This is a genomic window from Sorangium sp. So ce385, assembly GCF_051474135.1.
GTDB classification, from domain to species: Bacteria; Myxococcota_A; Polyangia; order Polyangiales; family Polyangiaceae; genus Sorangium; species Sorangium cellulosum_D.
In genome coordinates this window covers 11,592,997-11,610,437 of record NZ_CP150337.1, presented here as the reverse complement: position 1 = coordinate 11,610,437, position 17,441 = coordinate 11,592,997, and the positions used below count along the sequence as shown (strand labels likewise).

Below are 17,441 nucleotides of genomic sequence, written 5' to 3'. Positions count from 1 at the left end.
ACAGAGCGGCGGTCACCCGCACAGGAGACGGGTCCAGCTCGGCGTTTTCGGCGCGGAAGCGCACTCCAGTGCGCTGAGCACCGAAAACGTCGAGATGGGCCCGTATCCGAAGCGGGTGACCGCCGCTCTAGAAGCTCACGCCCTGCCCGAGCGCCAGCGCGGCGGCGAACGCGGCGATGAGCAGGAACATCGCTCCGAGCGTGTAGCGTCGCACCGGCGCGTCGAGCACGAAGGCGAGGCGCGCCACGCCGACCAGCACCGACGGGCCGAACACGCCGAAGTGGCGGACCAGGGGCGCCGGCGCCAGAAGGAGGCATCCGGCCACACAGGCGCTGCTCAGCACGCTGCCGATGGGGAGCGCGCGGCGCGAGCGCGGGCCGGAGAAGTAGACGCACAAGGTGTCGGTGACGAGCGGGCCCGCCACGGAGACCAGCATCGTCGCCGTCATGGCGTCTCGCGCAGCGCCCGTATGGGGGATCCAGGGAATCGGGATCGCAAAGAGCGCGTAGATGAGCGCGCCGACGGCCCAGAGCGCGACCGCCGACGGCAGCCAGGCGCGCAGGGCGCGCGCTTGCCAGGTCGCCTCGTCTCCCGAGCTGCTCGCGCCCGAGACGGCGCGCGCGGCGAACGCCTGGGAGGCGTTCGAGAGGGCCAGGGCGAACGACCAGTAGAGCACCTGCTGCCCGACGCGATGCTCGCCGATGTGCTCCTGGTTCACGCTGAGCGAGATGGGATAGACGACCACCGTCGCGAAGGTCGCGATCGAGTACGGGATCGACCGCCGGATGATGCTCATCGCGTAACGGGCCGCGCGCCGGAGCCGGGTCGGGCGCAGCAGGAGCAGCGCGGGCGAGGCGCCGGCGAGCCCGATGGCCGTGGCGACGGCGCCGGGGAGGCCGGCCAGCGCGCCCAGCATCGACGCGCCAGGCGAGAAGACGAGCAGCACCGCGAGCGACCGGAGGTACCGGCCCTCGCGCTGGAAGAGCGGCCAGAGGCTGGGCGAGGCCGCGGCGAGCAGCGAGCACGCGCTGAAGAAGGCGGTGATGAGCCCCGCCGTACCGCCCAGCCCGAGGGCGAGCTCGTGGGCGAGCGTGATGCTGAAGGCGATCGCGGCGATCATCGCGAGCGCGCCGCCGGCGAGCGCGCGGCCCGCCCTCGTCGCGAGCGCGCGCGTCCGGCGCGCCAGGATGGGGGAGAGGCCGGCGTGGACCAGCGAGACGACGACCATCCCGCGCGACATGTAGTTGGCGAGCGCGGCGAGGGCCGCAGGCTGGGACGAGAGCGCGAGCACCCACTGCGCGGCGAGCGAGAGGGCCCGCGGCAGGAGGACGGCGAACGCGACCCCTGTGCCCCCGTGCATCAGGGCGCGCAGCAACGACGACAGCTTCACGAGGCGCTTCGCTGGAGGCGGACAGGGGCGCGCATGACCACAGGGGGCGCGCAGTCTACCTACGGCGAGAGCGTAGGCGCCAGGGCCTTGGCCCGCTCGTCGAGGATCCTCCGGCGCAGCTCGGCGTCGTTGCCGCCGCGGCGCTGCAGCAGGCGCTCCAGCGCGCTCGCCGCCTCGACGTGCGCGCCGGCCGCGCTCGCGGCGTCGGCGAGCTTGCGGAGGCGCTCCTCCGTCGGCTCGTCCTGCGCCGCCCGCGCGTAGTAGGTCACGGCGGACGAGTAGTCCTTGCGCCCGGCGAGCAGGTCGCCGACCCAGGTCGCCGCCGACGCGCACTCCGCGTGGGAGCTGCACGCGGCCGGCATCAGGTCGCGGAGCGCCGCGAGGAGCCGCTCGGAGGTGCCCAGCTGCGACGCCGCGACGACCCGCTGGCGGAGGCAGCCGAGCCGGTTGTCGAGCCGCTCGCAGCTCTCCGCGAGCAGCTGCTCCGCCTCCGCGCTCTTCTTGCGCGCGAGGAGGAGCAGCGCCCGCAGCTGGACCGCGAGGTACGAGTCGCTCTTCGCCCCCTGGATCGCCGCCGCGTGCGCCTCGACCTGCCGCTCGCAGGCGCCCCGCTGCGCCTCGTCGCCGCCGCAGCGGGCGGAGCTCGGGTCCTCCAGCATCGCGAGCAGCGCGGTGCCCGCGGCCCAGCGCGCGCCGATGCGCGCAGGGTCGCGCGCGACCGCCTCCTCCGCGCAGCGCAGGCGCACGTCCAGCGCCTCCCGGCGGTCCCCCACGATCGCCATGCGCTCGAGCATCTCGACCCCGGCCTTGCCCTCCGGCACCGCCCGCAGCAGCTCGTCCCAGCGCTCGGTCCATTGCCGGGCGAGGACCGCGGCGGCGCCGGTGACGCTGGTGTCGTCCTCCACCGCGAGGCGGAGGCTCAGGAGCGCCTGCTCCTTGGCGCCGCGCGACGCGAGCACCTCCGCGAGCAGGAGGTGGGCGCGGCCGTGGCGGCGCGAGCGCTCGAGCGTGCGCTGGAGCCACGGGATCGGGCTCTCGATCCGGCCCTGCAGCACGGTCACCGCGCCGAGCAGCGGGAAGTACGGCTCCGCGGGGTGGCGGAGCATCGCCGCGCGGAGCTCGTCGCGGAAGCGCGGCCAGCCGGCGCCGCTCGCCGCCCCGGCGTCGCTCACGGCGCGGAGCGCCCGGCGGTCGTGATCGACGTCGCGCCAGCCGAAGCGGAGCATCAGCGCGACCAGCGCGACCCCGGCGGCGGCGGCGCACGCCGCCTCCTGCCACGGCCGCCACCGCCCGGCGTCGGCCTCGTCCGCCGGAGCGCCGCGCCGCGGGCGCTCGCGGTGGGCCTCGCCCCAGAGCGAGCCCAGGGTCGCCGCGAGCGCGATGGTGACGCCTGGCACCTCGAGCCCGAGATCCAGCAGGTTCTGGAGGAGGAGCACCACGCAGCCGACCCACGCGCCCAGCGCCGCCGTGCTCCCGCGGAGCGCGATCTTGCTCGGGCGAAACGCGACGCCGAACGCGACGAGCGCGGCGGCCGCCGCCGGGACGCCCCACTCCGCCGCCCACTGGATCGCGAAGTTCTCCGCGTGGGTGAACACGATGTTCCCCGGCTCCTGCCGGTAAGCGGGGAACACCGTCTCGAAGGCGCCGCGCCCGATGCCGAAGAGCCAGTGGTCCGCGATCAGCGGGAGCGTCGCGTAGAACAGCGACAGCTTGTTGAGGTTGTCGTCCGCGATCTCCGAGAGCGTGCGGTTCGTGGTGGCGAGCGCGGCCAAGAGGGCGCCGCCGGCGATGGCGAAGCCCAGCAGCCAGGCCGCCGGGCGCTGGATGCGGCCGCCCGAGCGCCGCCTGCCGCGCCGCTGCCGCGAGAGCAGCGCGAAGAGGGCGAGGCCGAGCGGCAGCACGAGCAGCCCTCCGCGCGAGGACGCGATGATGCCGACCCCGACGATCGTGGTGATCCCGACCCCGGCAGCCCAGGCCGGCAGGAGCGGCCGGCTCGTGAGCAGCAGCCCGACCCCGGAGAGGATTCCGAGGTTCAGGTACCCGGCGAGGTTGTTCGGGTTGAGCAGCGGACCGATGTGCCACGCCGCGACCGAGAACCGCGGTCGATACAGGCCGAAGACCTGCGTCGCGCCGAGCAGCCCGTGGGCGATCGTCGTGAGCGCGGCGAGGAACGCGCTGCCGAAGACGAAGGTGATTCCAAGCCTCGCGCCGCGCCGCGCGCCGACGAAGGCCGCGGCGATGAAGATGCCGGCATACGTGAGCCATTTCACGGCCTCGACCAGCGTCGCCCCCGGATCGAGCGAGATGCTGGCGTACCGCGGCGCCGCCTCGCCGAGCGCCATCAGGGCGCGCGACCAGATGTCGGCGCTCGCGGGCGAGAGGCGCTCGAGCCACCCGAGCGGCACGGGCACGGCCTGCAGCAGCGTATAAGCGGTCAGGCCGAGCAGCGTGAGGACCGGCAGCGTCCTCACCAACGATCGTCCCTCGGTGAGCGCGCCGGCGCGGAGCGACAGCGCGGCGGCGATCGTCGTGATCGAAGACACCAATGCCAGCGTGGGCGTATGGACGGCGCCGATGGCGAGCACGGATCCGGCGATAGCAGCCGCGAGGAGCCACGGGATCACCCGCTCGGCGAGCGGCGGCGCGGCGCCTCCTGGTCGGCTCCACGCCGCGGCGCTCGTCGAGCGCCGGCGTTCCATGGGCGACCTCGGCTTCAAACGGGGGTAGTCCGGATCCACGGCCCGTCAGGGTAGTCGATCTCGGTCGCGGAGGGACGGGATCGACCACGGCATGACAGGCTCGATCGGCGCGGTGCCAGGATTGACAGCGAGAGAGTGGGAGGACAATCATCCCGCCATGAGAGCCGCCGCGCTCCGCCGCGCATCAACGGTCCTTCCGTTGGCGGTCCTCGTCGCGAGCGCGGGGGCCGCATGCACGCTCGACGTGCAGGGCACGGGAGGGAGCGGGGCGGGCGCCGCCCCCGCTTCGCCGGGCGACGGCGGGGGCGGCGGCGAGGGGAGCGTGGACGGCCTGCCGAACGGGATGCTCTACGGATGGTCCGCGAGCACCCCGGCGCAGCCGGGGATCTACGAGCTTCCGGGGTGGCTGACGCTGGAGAGCCCCACTCCGGACAAGACCGTGCAGATCGGCGAGGGCGCCCTCGTGAGCGGAATCCCCGCGCACGCGGCCCGCGCGCGCCGGATCCGGGACGACGGCCCCTTTGGCCTCAGCCTCGAGAGCGCGCGCGAGAACCGGATTCCGCTCTCGACTCCGTTGCAGCGCCCCTGGCGCACGTTCCACGAGGCCAGCCTCGCGGAGGCGCGCGGGCCGGACGGCGCGATGTCCGCCGGGCGCGTCTCCGATGAAGACACCGCGCAGGCGGCAGCGGCCTACGTGCCGGTCGACCGCAGCGACGGGTCGATCTCGGCCGTCTCGGGCTGGGTGGGCGACGTGGAAGGAGAGGAGGGCGACTTCGCGTGGATACGGGCCTTCACGTTCGACGATGCCGCCCAGAACGATGAGCGCGCGAGGGTGCCCGCGCCGGCGCGCGCGTGGCGCCGCATCGACTTCACCGGCGTCGAGACCGCCCGCGCCGGGCAGATCTGGGTCTATCCCGCGGCGGGGGACGACGCCCGGCGGAGCGCGGCGAGCTTCGCGTTCTTGAACCTCGAGTCGGCCCGATACCCCTCGTCGGCCATCCCCACCTCGGGCAGCGCGCGGCGGCGCGAGGCCGACGTGTTGTATGCGAACAACGCCGAATGGTTGATCTGGAAGGGGTGGTTCAAGGCAACTCTCGAGTTCGCGCCCAACTACGCCTCTGGCGAGCAGCTCGCCGATCACGACCTCCTCTACATCGACTCCGGAACACGGCTGTTCCTCCGCGCCTCGGACGGCGCCGTCGTGATCACCGTGACGGGCGCCGACGGCTCCGCGAGCCTGGAGACGGAGAGCCTCTCGTGGGAGCGCGAGCAGGCCTTCCACGTCGAGGTCTCGAGCGCGCCGTCGGGGCTGTCGCTGCGCGTCGCGCTCAACGAGGGTGAGGAGGGGAAGCAGGTCTCGGTCGAGGAGCCGGCGGCCGCCTTCGCGATCCCCGTCCCCGAGTCGGGCCACATCCACGTCCTGGGAGACCCGGACGGCAGCCAGGAATGCGCGGATCTACGCCGCGTCGAGTTCTACGAGGTCCACTGAGCGCGGCTGGTGTAGAGTGCGCCGCGTGCTCACGATCTCGGCACATCCGCTGCTCGACGCCGCCGCCTTCGTCACGACCTTCCCCGCGCCGCTCGGCGAGCTGCCGGAGAGCGACGCCCTCCGCGCCCTCCTGTCCGACAAGGCCTCGGCCCCGTTCCGCTCGGACGACGCCGTGCGCGCGGCGGTCCGCGACCTGCTCCGGCACGGCGGCTACAAGCCGACCGGCCGGGGCAAGCCGGCCTCCGAGTACCTCATCCGCGCCGCGGAGGGCGGCGCGCTCGCGAGCATCAACGCGGCCGTGGACGCGTGCAACGCCGTGTCGCTGCACACCGGGCTGCCCATCAGCGTGATCGATCTCGACCGCGCGAGGCCGCCGCTCCGCATCGACGTCGCGCCCGCCGGCGCCCGCTACGTGTTCAACGCGTCGGGGCAGGAGATCGACCTCGCGGGGCTCCTCTGCGTCTTCGACGCAGAAGGCCCGTGCGCGAACGCCGTGAAGGACGCGCAGCGGACCAAGACGCACGCGGGGACGACGCGCACGCTCTCGGTCCTCTGGGGCAGCCGCGCGCTGCCGGGCCGCGCGGCGGAGGCGGCCGCCTGGTACAAGGCGCTGCTCGCCGGCGTCGGCGCGGCGACCTCGGACGCGCCGATCGCGGCCTGAAGGACCGCGCCGGCTCACCCGCCGCCGGCGCGGGGCGCCCTCGTCGCTAGGGGGCCGGCGGCGGCCGGTCGACGGGTATCGTGCTCACGGTCTCGTCCTTCTCGGTGAGCCACACCCAGTTGTCGACGAGCCCGGTCGAGTCGAGCTGGTGATCGCCGGCGTCGTACGCTCCCCACCGGATCTTGATCACCTGGCCCGGCTCCACGGGCGCGGAGGTGGTGAGCCAGCTCGTCCCCGCGCGGCCCTCGAACCCCGTCCCGAGCAGCTCGCTGGTCCCGCTCGAGCACGCGTACACCCTGCCGTCGAGGTTGCAGGGCGGGCCGCCCTCGCAGGTACAGACGTCGATGAAGGCGTTGTTGATGCTCATCGCGTTCCTCTTGCTGTCGAAGAGGATGTGGCCGTCGATGAGGTTGGGCGGACGCGGCGAGAGGAGGGCGACGAAGTAATCGTTGAACTCGGTGCAGACGAGCGGCCAATCGTAGGTGACGTAATTGACGTTGAACGAGAAGCCGCGGACGTTCGTCGGGACCCGGATCGCGATCTCGACGGCGGTCGGATCGGACGGCTTCAAGGGCACGAAATCGCCGCAGTCGCGCGGGTCCTTCGGGAAGCCCTCGGGGAACTCGCCCTCGTACTTCTTGTTGAACCCCATCGGGCTCTCGAACCCCTCGTCGCTCGCTTGCCGCGCCGTGCCGCTGGAGAGCGCGAGCAGCCGCGCGCCTGCCTTCGGCGGGATGTTGGCCCCGAACTTGGGCAGGATGCCGTGCCCGAGGTGAAAGTTCGCGTTCTGCTCCGCCCCTTCCGGCGGCGGCGAGCCGTCGACCATGACCCAGGCCGCCGAGACCACCCCCCAGTCGCCGGGCCCGGACGACATCTTGCACAGCTCGACCGCCTTCGCGGCCTTGAGCGGATCCGCGTCGTCGATCGGGATGTCGCCGTCGCAGGGCTCCGGCAGGTTGTCGATGGTGCCGTCGCAGTCGTCGTCGATCGCCTCCGGCGCGGCGCCGCCCTCGCCGCCGACCGTCGCGAGCTCCAGCACCCCCGGGTTGACCAGCGGGTTGCAGTCGTCGCAGTCGCCGAGCAGCTCCGTGAAGCCGTCGCCGTCCGCGTCGTCGTCCGGCGAGCCGCCGCAGTCCATGCCCCCCGCGCCCCCCACGCTCCCCGCGCCGCCGGCGCCGCCCGACGCCGTGGTGATGGTCGTCGCGTCGGTCGTCGCTGTCGGCGCGTTGCCGCCGGGGCCGGCGGCGTTACCGGCGCCGCCCTCCCCGCCAGCGGCGATGCCGCCCACCGGTCCGATGTTCCCGGTGCAGGCCACGCTCAGGCACCCCGCCGCGGTCATGAGGCTCAAGAAATCCAACCAACGCGTCATCGGTGCTCCTCGAGGTCGCATGGAGCCAAGGAGGTTCAGGTCGATCCGGCGATACGGGAGTCTGCGGTGATTTTATCAGCAGAAGCCGCAGCAACAGTCAGCACATCCCGGCGAAGCGCGGTGCTTTTTTGTGAGTCGGACGCCCACATCGTGGCACCGGCTCCCGGCCAGGCGCGGGCGTCCGGCGCGCTTCCGAGCAGGGGCGACCGCATCGACGGAGCCTCGACAAAGCAAAGAGCGCCGGCGCTTCCACCGCGCCGGCGCTCTCGGGCCCCTCGAGGGGCGTGGGCCGCCCGATCTGCCCCGCTCGACCGGTGCCGGGCGGGACGTTCCGGACGCTCAGGCCTCGGCGCCCACTTCCTTCTTGCCCTTGCGCTTCGGCTCCTTCTTGCCGGAGCCGTTCTTGCCGGAGCCGTTCACGGTCGCGGGCACCGCGGAGAGCGTCGGGCGCAGCAGATCCTCGGCCATCTTGGCCGCCCGGTTCGTCTTCTCCCAGCTGAACTCGTCGCGCCCGAAGTGGCCGTACGCCGCCGTCTTGCGGTAGATGGGCTTCAGCAGGTCGAGCTGCTCGATGATCGCCTTCGGCCGCATGTCGAAGTTCTGCATGATGTACTTCTCGAGCACCTCGTCACCTACGCGGCCCGTACCGAAGGTGTTGACGTGCACGCCGACCGGCTGCGCGACGCCGATGGCGTAGGCGATCTGCACCTCGCAGCGCGCGGCGAGCTTCGACGCGACGACGTTCTTCGCGACGTAGCGCGCGTAGTAGCAGGCGGAGCGATCGACCTTCGTCGGGTCCTTGCCGCTGAAGGCGCCGCCGCCGTGCCGGCCCATGCCGCCGTAGGTGTCGACGATGATCTTGCGGCCGGTGAGGCCGGCGTCGCCGAAGGGGCCGCCGACCACGAAGCGGCCGGTCGGGTTCACGTACACCTTCGTGGTCCGATCCATCAGCTTCGCCGGGATGCTCTTCTCGATGATCAGGCTCCGCACGGCGTCGACGATCGTCTTGTGCTTGACCTCGGGGCTGTGCTGCGTCGACACGACGACGGCGCTCACGCGGACGGGCGTGTGCTCCTCGTACTCGATCGTGACCTGGGTCTTGCCGTCGGGGCGCAGCCAATCGAGCTTCTTCGACTTGCGGAGATCAGCGAGCTTGCGGGCGAGGCGGTGGGCATAGCTGATCGGCGACGGCATCAGCTCCGGCGTCTCGTCCGTCGCGAAGCCGAACATGAGCCCCTGATCGCCGGCGCCCTGCTCCTTGAAGAGCCCCTCGCCCTCGGTGACGCCGCGGGAGATGTCGGGCGATTGCTTCTCGATCGCCGTGAGCACCGCGCATGTCTCGTAGTCGAAGCCCATCGAGGCGTCGGTGTAGCCGATGTCCTTGATCGTGTTGCGCACGACCACCGGCATGTCGACCCACGCCGAGGTCGTGATCTCGCCGGCAACGACGGCCATGCCCGTCTTGACCAGGGTCTCGCAGGCGACGCGGGCCGTCGGATCCTTCTCGATGATGCCATCGAGAATCGCGTCGGAGATCTGGTCGCACACCTTGTCGGGATGTCCTTCGGTGACGGACTCGGAAGTGAACTGGTAACGGCGCATGAATCGCTCCTTCGGCGGGCTCGAAAAACGGGCCTCTACGCATAGTTCGAGCGCGGGGCACCGTCAACGCGGGCTGCGGCCGGCCGCGGACAAAAGCGCCGGCCGGACGAGCTGCCGGACGGGTCGGCTCGCGCGGCCCGAACGCGAATGGGCCGGCTCGCGCGTGGCCACCCCGCGCGCGAGGTGGCCCCGCGCGCGAGGTGGCCCCGCGCGCGAGGTGGCGCGCGCTGCTGCCCGGGCAGCACTTCGCTGCCCGGCGCGCGTCTGTCGGGCGCGCCGGCGAAAGGCGCGCGCCGGCGCCAGGCGAAGGAGCTGCGCCGCGCGCGAGGATCGCGCCGGGCGGCCCGCGAGGACGGGCGATCGCGGCGCGGCCGCCCCGCCGTGGGTCCAGCGCACTCCCGGTGGCGCGCCGCGAACGGCTATGATGCCGCGCATGACGTTCGACGAGATCAAGGCCTGCCTCGAGGGTGAAGGCTGGGCTGTGGAGGTCGTGTCCAGCGACACGATGCGCAGCGACTTCCAGGGGGCCGAGCGGCTCTTCCCCCTGTTCGTGAGGCTCTCGCCCCCCTTCGTCGTCTTCGCGGTGATCCCGTTCGTGCGGCTCCCGATGGAGCCCGAGGAGGGCGACGCGATCGTGCGGCGCCTCCTCCAGCTGAACCGCGAGATCAACATGGCCAAGCTCTCGGCCGACGAGGAGGGCGACGTGATCCTGAGTGTCGAGTACCGCCTAGAGGACCTCGATCCGAGCGAGGTGCGCGACGCGGTGGACGTGCTCTCGTTCTATGCGAACAAGCACTATGCCGAGCTGGTGGAGCTCGCCGCGCCGTGAGGAGCGCCCCGGCGCCTCACGGCACGATCGGCTCCTCTCGCGGCTTGATCCCCTCGTGCGCCTTCAGCTCGCTGCGCACGACGCGGACGCGCCGCACGTCGCCCCCGCGGACGACCGTGAGCTCGACGGCGCTCCCGACGGCGCCGCGGAGCCGCTCGCGCACCTCGGCCGAGGAGAGATCCCGGACGTAGACGCCATCGATCATGAGGATCTCGTCGCCGGGGATCAGCCCGGCCCGCTCGGCGGCGAGCCCGCGCGGTACGTCGCGTACGTAGAGCGCCTGCGACTCGTTGTCTCTCCCGAGGACGGCCCCGATCGACCCCACGCCCGCCGCGCAACCGGCGGCCACGAGCAGGAGCGCCGCGCCGAAGGACCTGCTTGCCACGGGGACACCATAGCGCTCGTGGGGCGCCCCGTGCGCCTCATCGTCGGACGACGTCCGCGGAGCGCTCAATCCAGTTGGTCTTCGGGGGGAGCTGCCCTAGAGTCCGCGCCGGAGTCGCCGATGCCCGAACCGTGCGCTGCTACCGAGAGCTCTACGCCTGCCGCTCCGTCCGGCGGCGTGCCCGGCGGCTGGAAGATGCGCATGGAGGACCCGTTCAATCGCTACTACCGGTACCCGATCGCGCGCTGGATCGTGCGAGCGCTGATGAGGACGCCCGTCACCCCGAACCAGGTGACGCTGGTCCAGCCGCTCTTCGCGGCGCTCGCCGGGTACCTGGTGACGTTCGATGATCCGCGGCACCTCGCCGCCGGCGCGCTCGCCTTCGAGCTCCGCTCCATCCTGGACTGCGTGGACGGCGCGCTGGCGCGCGCCAAGCGGATGGCGAGCCCCGCCGGGCACGCCATTGACGCCCTGGCGGACTGGCTCGGTGTGACCTTCCTTTATGCGGGCATCTTCTGGCACTTCCACCTTTACCCGCCGCCCGATGGCCCGTGGAGCGCCGTCCTGTCCACGAACGGCATCCTGCTGCTCGCGCTGCTCCAGGGGGCGCTGCGCTCCTTTTCCTCGGACTACTTCAAGCTCAAGTACTGCTCGATCTTCGAGCGGGGCACCGATGAGACGGTGGACGTGCTGCGCAGCAAGATCGAGGCGCTCGGCCCGTCGTCCTCGTTCTTTGCCCACGCCGATGTCTTCATCGGGCGGATGGGGCACCTCGCGTTCGAACACGAGTGGTTCGACCCGGAGCGGAGCCGGTCGTCCACCGGCGCGGATCAGGTAAAACAGCTGATCCGGGAGGAGACATCGCCGCTCACGCGCCTCATCGGCGCGCTCTGGGCGATATCGAACGGGGACGCGTTCCTGTCGCTGGTGGTGCTGACGCTCCTCGCGGACCAGCTCTGGCTGGGTCAGGTCTTCTTCGCGACCGGCGGGGTCGTCTGGATCGTCGCGGTCATCGTGCTGAACGGCTGGTTCCTCCGCGGCGCGTCCCGTCGCGGGAAGCTGGCCGTGGCCTGAGCTCGGCCGCCGCGGCGCCGGCGAGCTCGGGCCCGCGCGCGTTCTGCGGGTCAGAGGGCGCGGGTCAGAGGGCGGGCGTCAGAGGGCGGGCGTCAGAGCGCGCTCGCCAGCCGGCGGGCCTTCTCCACGTCCTCCTCGAAGTCGATCTCGGTCCAGGGCAGGTCGTCGACGCGCTCGATGCCGAACGGCACCTCCTGGAAGGCGCGGTCCATCGCGGCCTCGTACTCCTGATCGAGGCGGCCGGCGGAGACCTCCTCCTCGAGGAGGCGCTGCATCACGCGGCCGCCCTGCGGGCCGACCTTGGCGAAGCCGACGGTCTCGCCCGCCACGTCCCAGCCCTTGCCGACGCGGCGCGCGATCTTGAGGACGCGGCCGGCGCGGACGCCGACCATCATCTCCTCGCCGCTCTCCTCCGAGCCCGCGTCGACGAGCAGGCAGTTCTCGTGAGGCGAGGTCACGAGGCGCCGCAGCAGCGCGGCGGGGTACAGCACGTCGGCGTCCATCCACAGCCCGCCGCCCGACAGCCGGTCGGCCGCGACGTGGAGCGAGACGATGCTCCCGTGGACGAACCGCGGGTTCTCGACGAGCTCGATCTTCAGCGGGGTGCGCAGCGACGCGAGGGCCTCCTCGATCATCTCGCGCCGGAAGCCGACGACGATCGTCAGCTCGGTGACGCCGCTCTCGGCGAGGTTCACGAGGTGGCGCTCGAGCAGCGTCTTGCCCTCGATCGAGATGAGGCACTTGGGCGCGTCCCGGCCGATGCGCCGGCCGCGCCCCGCGGCGAGCAGGATGGCCCTCATCGGCGCGCCTCGGCGGCGAAGCGGGCGGCGAGCTCCGGCGGGGTCTCGGCGACGCGGCCGATGCCCTTCACGGTGCCGCCCTCGACGAGGGCGAGGACCATGACCGGGCCCGGCTGCACGAGCGCGGCGCGCAGCGACGCGTCGAACGACTCGACCGAGTCGGCGCGGTGCGTGGCGCGGTAGCCGACGGCGCTGGCGACCGACTCGAGCTTCACGTCGCCCGAGATCGTCCGCTGCCCGCCCGTCGAGGCGTGGGAGCGGTTGTCGAGGACGACGTGCAGGAGGTTCGCGGGCCGCTCGCTCCCGACGCTGGCGAGGGCGTTCATGCCCATGAGGACGTTGCCGTCGCCGTCGAGCACGAAGATCCGCTTGCGCGGCTGCGCGAGCGCGAGGCCGAGGCCGATCGACAGGCCGAGCCCCATCGAGCCGATCATGTAGAAGTTCGAGGGCCGGTCCTGCGTCGTGTAGAGCTCGCGGCCGATCATGCCGTTGCAGCAGACCACGAGGTCGTCCTTGCGGACCGCCGCCGTGAACACCTTGAGCGCTTCGAGCTTGTTCATTCGAGCACCCCCGCCGGGACGATGAGCGCCGCCGGCTGCCTCGTGGAGAGCATGACGTCCTTCGCCCACCCGACCTGCGGGCCCATCGGCTCGCCGCCGCGGAGGACGCGGTGCTGGATCTTCATCAGATCGAGGATGGGGAGCATGATCTCGCCCATCATGATGTGCTCCGGGGCGTCGTTGCCGCCCTCGCCCCGCCAGGAGATGACGAGCAGCGCGGGCACCTCGTACATCGTGCTGAGCGAGGCCAGCGCGTTCACGGAGACGCCGAGCCCGGAGTTCTGCATCAGGACCATCGGCAGCCGGCCGCCGAGCCAGGCGCCGAACGCCATCCCGATCGCGCTGTCCTCGCGGGTCGCCGAGATGTAGCGGGCGTCCCTGTCGGCCTCGAGCTGCGAGACCAGGCCCTTCAAGAGCGAGCAGGGCACGCCCGCGAAGAAGTCGAACCCCGCCTCCTTGAGCGCGGCGACGAACTCGGGCGCGTACGATTTTCCTGAACCGTGGGACATCGGCTCACTCCTTGATGAGCGCCCAGGCGCGGCGGTAGTCCTCGAACGTGTCGATCTCGAGCCACCCCTTGTAGACGTCGATCGCCTGCACGTCCGCGCCGCGGTCGATGAGCTCCTGGAGCAGGTCGGTGAAGGTCGCGCTGCGGAGCGACTCGGCCTCGTGGAAGCTGCCCTTCGCGCGGGTCTCCTGCAGCTGGTGGTAGCAGTCCGTGAGCAGGCGCGCGCCCTTCGCGGTGAACATGGCCATGCCGACGAACTCGCCGTGCGCCTCGCTCGCCGGGATCGCGCGGCCGACCCGGGCCACCCGGTGCGGCGCGTCGGCGCCCACGAAGCGGTAGCCGGCCTCCTGCGCGTCCTTCAGGACCACGAGATCCGGCACGCCGCGGGCGTCCTTGGGCCGCTGGCCCTCGGCGTAGGCGCGGTCGACCACGATCGAGATGTCGGCCGGGCTCTTGAGCAGCTTCTCGAGGTGGCCGCGCTCGAACACGATGTCGCCGTAGAGGAAGACGAACGGCCCGTTCAGCTCCTTGGAGGCGCGGAAGAGCGAGGCGACCTCGTTCGTCGTCGCGTACTCGTCGTTGTCGTAATAGCGGGCGTTCGGGAGCTTGATCGCCTCCTTCTTGTACCCGCGCACGACGGCGACGTCCTTCACGCCGCACGCGTTGAGCACGTCGATCTGCCGCTCGAGGATGCTCTTGCCCTTCAGGTCGAGCATCGGCTTCGGCAGCTCCTCCGTGAGGGGGAGGAGGCCCTGGCTCTGGCCAGCGGCGAGGATGACCGCGGTGACGCCCGGGCTGCCGGACGGCAGGAAGCTCGACTCCTCCTGCTTCATCTTGTCGACGCCCACGAGCTGATAGACGCGCTCGAGCGGCACCACCTTGTCGTCGACGCTGCCGGTGTACATCTCGCGCTTCAGCGTCTGGAGCGTCTCCGTCATCGCCTTGATGGAGGAGCGGATCGCGTGGTTCGCGAAGATGATCAGCTTGAAGCCGGCCTTGTGCAGGGTGTCGACGGTGGTCGTGCGGTAGATCGTCGGCACGCAGACGAGCGGCGTGCCCGGGCGATCCCACGCGCGGGCGAAGGAGAGCACCTCGTCCGGGTCCTTGCTCTTCGAGTGGATGAGGACCATGTCGGCGCCCGCGTCCGCGTAGGCGCGGCCGCGGCGGAGCGCCTCATCCATCCCCCAGCCGGCGATGAGCGCCTCGGTCCGCGCGATGACCACGAAGTCGCGATCCTTCTGCGCCGATTTCGCCGCGCGGACCTTGAGCGCGTGCTCCTCGACCTCGGCGAGCTCGCGCTTCACGCCCGCGTAGAAGCTGCAGCGCTTCGGGAAGATGTTGTCTTCCATGCAGATGGCCGCGATACCGGCGGCCTCGTACTCCTCGACGCAGCGGATGACGTTGACGGCGTTGCCGTAGCCGTTGTCGCAGTCCGCGACGACGGGGAGCGAGGTGTTGTTCATCATCTTGGCGGCGTGGAGGTTCTCCGCCATCGTGAGGATGTTCGCGTCCGGCACCGCGTAGCTCGCGGAGATCTCGAAGCCGGAGGCCCAGAGCCCGTCGAACCCTGCCTCTTCGCCGATCTTCGCGGAGAGCCCGTTGTGCGCGCCGATGATGACGATCGGGCCCGGGCGGGCCATGAGCTCGCGCAGCTTCCTGGCTTTGGTCACGTCTCCTCCACTTCTCTCCTCCGCGCGGCCTCGTCGCTGTCCGCCCGGCGAGCGACCGCGCCCGCTGCGCAGCGGAGCGCGGCCCGAGCGAGCGGCGCCCGCCGTCGCCGCGCGCGGGCAGCGCCGTAGGGCGCCGGGTCTCGCCCTCCATCGGAGCCGGGCCTCAGAACGGGGCCTGCCTTAACACCGTTCGCCGGTCCCGCCAATGCCGCGCACGACGCGGAGCCGGACCAGCCCAGGGCCGGCGCGGAGCACCGCCTGGCAGGCGAGGCGCAGGCGCGGCGGGGCGCCGAGGCGCTCGAGCAGCTCGAGCTCGTCGCGCGCCGGCGGCTCGAGGCGCTGCTCCCCCTCGACGACCTCGACGCGGCAGGTGGCGCAGCGCGCGTCCCGGCACGAGAACACGACCGGGGCGCGCGCGTCGTCGCAGACGTCGATCAGCCTGCCGGCCTCGGCCTCGGCGGAGAGGGGAGGGCCGAGCTCGCTGGCCTCGAACACGACCGTGGGCATCGCCGCTTCCTCCTGCGCCTTGGCTGTGGCCCCGCGCCGATGGCGAGCGGCGCGCCAGCTCGGCGCTGACCTCGCGCGCCGCGACCACATTTTCGCGGGCGTCTCCTCGCATTATACGACGGAGCCATGACCGATCGCTGGGACGCAATCATCCTCGGCGGCGGGCCGGGTGGGTCGACGCTCGCCGCGTCGCTGGCCAAGCTCGGCCGCCGTTCCCTCGTGCTCGAGCGGGAGACGTTCCCTCGCTTTCACATCGGCGAGTCGCTGCTGCCGCGCTCCCGCGAGGTCTTCGAGCGGCTCGGGCTGGACGAGAAGCTCGACGCGCGCTTCCTCCGCAAGTACGGCGCCCGCTTCCTGTGCTCGTCGACGGGGCGGACGCGGACGTACAGCTTCGCCGACGCGTTCGATCCCAAGTTCGAGTTCGCCTACCAGGTGGAGCGCGACGTGTTCGACCAGCTGCTGCTGCGGCACGCGGCGGAGCTGGGGGCGGAGGTGCGCGAGTCGTGGGAGGCCGTCGAGGTGCTGTTCGACGGGTCGCGCGCGGTCGGGGTGCGCGCGCGGCCGCGCGCGGGGTCGAGCGGCGCCGCGCCGGACGCGAGCGACGTCGTCGAGCTCCGGGCGCCGGTCATCGTGGACGCGACGGGGCGGGACACGCTGCTCGCCTCGAGGTTGCGGCGCAAGGCGCAGCTCGCCGAGCTCGACAAAACCGCGCTCTTCGCCCACTACGAGGGCGTGGTCCGCGAGGAGGGGATCCACCAGGGCAACATCCAGCTGGTCATCTTCGACCACGGGTGGTTCTGGTTCATCCCGTTCCGCGGCGAGGTGACGAGCGTCGGCGCGGTCGTGTCGTCGAGCTGGATCCGGAGCCGGAGGCGAGGGGAGAGCCTCGACGATCTCTTCGATCGCACCATCGCCGAGAGCAGCTGGGCGCGGGAGTTCCTCGCGGGCGCGCGGCGCGTGAGGCCGGTGGGGGCGCTCGCCGACTTCTCGTACCGGATCGACCAGCTCGCCGGAGACGGCTGGCTCTTCGTGGGCGACGCCGGCGGGTTCCTCGACCCGCTCTTCTCGACGGGCGCGCACCTCGCCATCAAGGGCGCCGATCTGGCGGCCACGGCGATCCACCGCGCGCTCGAGGCCGGGGACACCTCGCGCGCCGCGTTCGCGAGCTACGAGGCGGAGGTCCGCTACGCCGTCGATCTGTTCCTCGGCGTCGTGCAGGGCTTCTACAAGGGCCACTTCCGGGAGACGCTGTTCGAGCCGAACCAGCGGCCCACGATGCGCAAGCTCATCACCAGCATGCTCGCCGGCGACGTGTTCCACGCCGAGAAGCGCCCGCAGTGGGCGTCGTTCCTCCGGCAACACTATCCGGCGGAGGTGCCCACCTTCACGTGACGCGCGGCGCGCTGGCCCCCGCGCGCGGTCCAGCGCGCGGCCGCGCGACCGAGCGGGCCGCCGCGCGCGCGATCACCCGCCGCAGGGGGCGCGCTCGACGACCGCCTCGCTCATCTGCTGGCACGCGGCCGCGAGCGCGCTGCGCGCCTCGGCCCTCGCGTCGCCCGCGAGCGTCTCGTCGTCGGCCTCCGCCTTCGCCTCGAGCGCGTCGCGCGCGATCCGGATCGCGGCCTCGTGGCCCTTCCTCGTCTCCGCGGGCAGCTTGCCGGCGCAGGCGAGCATCGCGGCCAGGTAGCCGTCGCACGCGTCGACCCCCGTGCTCTCGAGCTCGGCTCTCCCCGGATCGCCGCCGGCCTTGCCGCAGCCGAGGACGGCGGTGCCACACAGGAGGAGGAGTCCGAGGAGTGCTCTCGCCATCGTCATCGTCGCGCGCCCGGGGGCGTCGCCGGCGTCCGGTGCCGGCCGCGTCGCGCCCCGCCCGATGCCGGCGCACCCTGCCACGGGCG

General features: G+C 72.2%; 16 protein-coding genes. 5 read left to right on the top strand and 11 right to left on the bottom strand.

Annotation, left to right across the window (positions count from 1 at the left end):
* Nucleotides 1–127: 127 nt before the first annotated feature.
* Both WME83_RS42460 and WME83_RS42455 read right to left on the bottom strand, forming a co-directional pair.
* A complete protein-coding gene (locus WME83_RS42460; protein WP_437315411.1) occupies nt 128–1,390 on the bottom strand; it encodes a hypothetical protein in 1,263 nt (420 codons plus the stop codon).
* Nucleotides 1,391–1,449: 59 nt separating this feature from the next.
* Complete coding sequence (locus WME83_RS42455) at nt 1,450–4,089, bottom strand: O-antigen ligase family protein (protein WP_437315410.1); 2,640 nt, start codon at nt 4,087–4,089, stop codon at nt 1,450–1,452.
* Between the two features lie 199 nt (nt 4,090–4,288).
* On the opposite strand from WME83_RS42455, the gene WME83_RS42450 reads away from it, so the two are divergent.
* Both WME83_RS42450 and WME83_RS42445 read left to right on the top strand, forming a co-directional pair.
* Nucleotides 4,289–5,578, top strand: a complete 1,290-nt coding sequence (locus WME83_RS42450; RefSeq protein WP_437315409.1) for a phage head spike fiber domain-containing protein — start codon at nt 4,289–4,291, stop codon at nt 5,576–5,578.
* Nucleotides 5,579–5,603: 25 nt separating this feature from the next.
* Nucleotides 5,604–6,239 carry a phenylalanine--tRNA ligase beta subunit-related protein gene (locus WME83_RS42445; RefSeq protein WP_437315408.1) on the top strand — a complete coding sequence of 212 codons (636 nt, stop codon included), beginning with the start codon at nt 5,604–5,606 and terminating at the stop codon, nt 6,237–6,239.
* Nucleotides 6,240–6,285: 46 nt separating this feature from the next.
* On the opposite strand, the gene WME83_RS42440 is transcribed toward WME83_RS42445, so the two are convergent.
* Together WME83_RS42440 and metK are read right to left on the bottom strand one after the other, a co-directional pair.
* Nucleotides 6,286–7,608, bottom strand: a complete 1,323-nt coding sequence (locus WME83_RS42440) for a putative metal-binding motif-containing protein (RefSeq protein WP_437315407.1) — start codon at nt 7,606–7,608, stop codon at nt 6,286–6,288.
* A 339-nt stretch (nt 7,609–7,947) separates the two neighbouring features.
* The gene (metK, locus tag WME83_RS42435) at nt 7,948–9,210 is read right to left on the bottom strand and encodes a methionine adenosyltransferase (RefSeq protein ID WP_437315406.1); all 1,263 of its coding nucleotides are present in this window, start codon (nt 9,208–9,210) and stop codon (nt 7,948–7,950) included.
* A gap of 433 nt (nt 9,211–9,643) precedes the next feature.
* Here metK and WME83_RS42430 point away from each other — a divergent pair, with 433 nt between their 5' ends.
* Entirely contained in the window at nt 9,644–10,039 is a 396-nt protein-coding gene (locus WME83_RS42430; protein ID WP_437315405.1) for a YbjN domain-containing protein, read from the top strand.
* Nucleotides 10,040–10,055: 16 nt separating this feature from the next.
* Here the strand turns inward: WME83_RS42430 and WME83_RS42425 are convergent, their stop codons facing one another.
* Complete coding sequence (locus WME83_RS42425) at nt 10,056–10,424, bottom strand: PDZ domain-containing protein (RefSeq protein ID WP_437315404.1); 369 nt, start codon at nt 10,422–10,424, stop codon at nt 10,056–10,058.
* A 201-nt stretch (nt 10,425–10,625) separates the two neighbouring features.
* Here WME83_RS42425 and WME83_RS42420 point away from each other — a divergent pair, with 201 nt between their 5' ends.
* A complete protein-coding gene (locus WME83_RS42420; RefSeq protein WP_437315403.1) occupies nt 10,626–11,498 on the top strand; it encodes a CDP-alcohol phosphatidyltransferase family protein in 873 nt (290 codons plus the stop codon).
* 92 nt (nt 11,499–11,590) lie between these two features.
* Here the strand turns inward: WME83_RS42420 and WME83_RS42415 are convergent, their stop codons facing one another.
* From WME83_RS42415 to WME83_RS42395, 5 genes are all read right to left on the bottom strand, one after another.
* Complete coding sequence (locus tag WME83_RS42415; RefSeq protein ID WP_437315402.1) at nt 11,591–12,298, bottom strand: NTP transferase domain-containing protein; 708 nt, start codon at nt 12,296–12,298, stop codon at nt 11,591–11,593.
* Entirely contained in the window at nt 12,295–12,858 is a 564-nt protein-coding gene (locus tag WME83_RS42410; RefSeq protein WP_437315401.1) for a thiamine pyrophosphate-dependent enzyme, read from the bottom strand. The genes WME83_RS42415 and WME83_RS42410 overlap by 4 nt, the downstream gene beginning before the upstream one ends.
* On the bottom strand, nt 12,855–13,367 hold the full coding sequence (locus tag WME83_RS42405) for a thiamine pyrophosphate-binding protein (protein ID WP_437315400.1): 513 nt from the start codon (nt 13,365–13,367) through the stop codon (nt 12,855–12,857). Before WME83_RS42405 ends, WME83_RS42410 begins: the two co-directional genes overlap by 4 nt.
* Before the next feature lie 4 nt (nt 13,368–13,371).
* Nucleotides 13,372–15,036: an isocitrate lyase/phosphoenolpyruvate mutase family protein gene (locus WME83_RS42400; protein WP_437315399.1), complete on the bottom strand. Its 1,665-nt coding sequence runs from the start codon at nt 15,034–15,036 to the stop codon at nt 13,372–13,374.
* 180 nt (nt 15,037–15,216) lie between these two features.
* On the bottom strand, nt 15,217–15,543 hold the full coding sequence (locus tag WME83_RS42395) for a 2Fe-2S iron-sulfur cluster-binding protein (protein ID WP_437315398.1): 327 nt from the start codon (nt 15,541–15,543) through the stop codon (nt 15,217–15,219).
* Between the two features lie 126 nt (nt 15,544–15,669).
* Here WME83_RS42395 and WME83_RS42390 point away from each other — a divergent pair, with 126 nt between their 5' ends.
* The gene (locus WME83_RS42390) at nt 15,670–16,935 is read left to right on the top strand and encodes an NAD(P)/FAD-dependent oxidoreductase (protein ID WP_437315397.1); all 1,266 of its coding nucleotides are present in this window, start codon (nt 15,670–15,672) and stop codon (nt 16,933–16,935) included.
* Between the two features lie 72 nt (nt 16,936–17,007).
* Here WME83_RS42390 and WME83_RS42385 read toward each other — a convergent pair whose 3' ends face one another.
* On the bottom strand, nt 17,008–17,352 hold the full coding sequence (locus WME83_RS42385) for a hypothetical protein (RefSeq protein WP_437315396.1): 345 nt from the start codon (nt 17,350–17,352) through the stop codon (nt 17,008–17,010).
* Between the last annotated feature and the right edge of the window lie 89 nt (nt 17,353–17,441).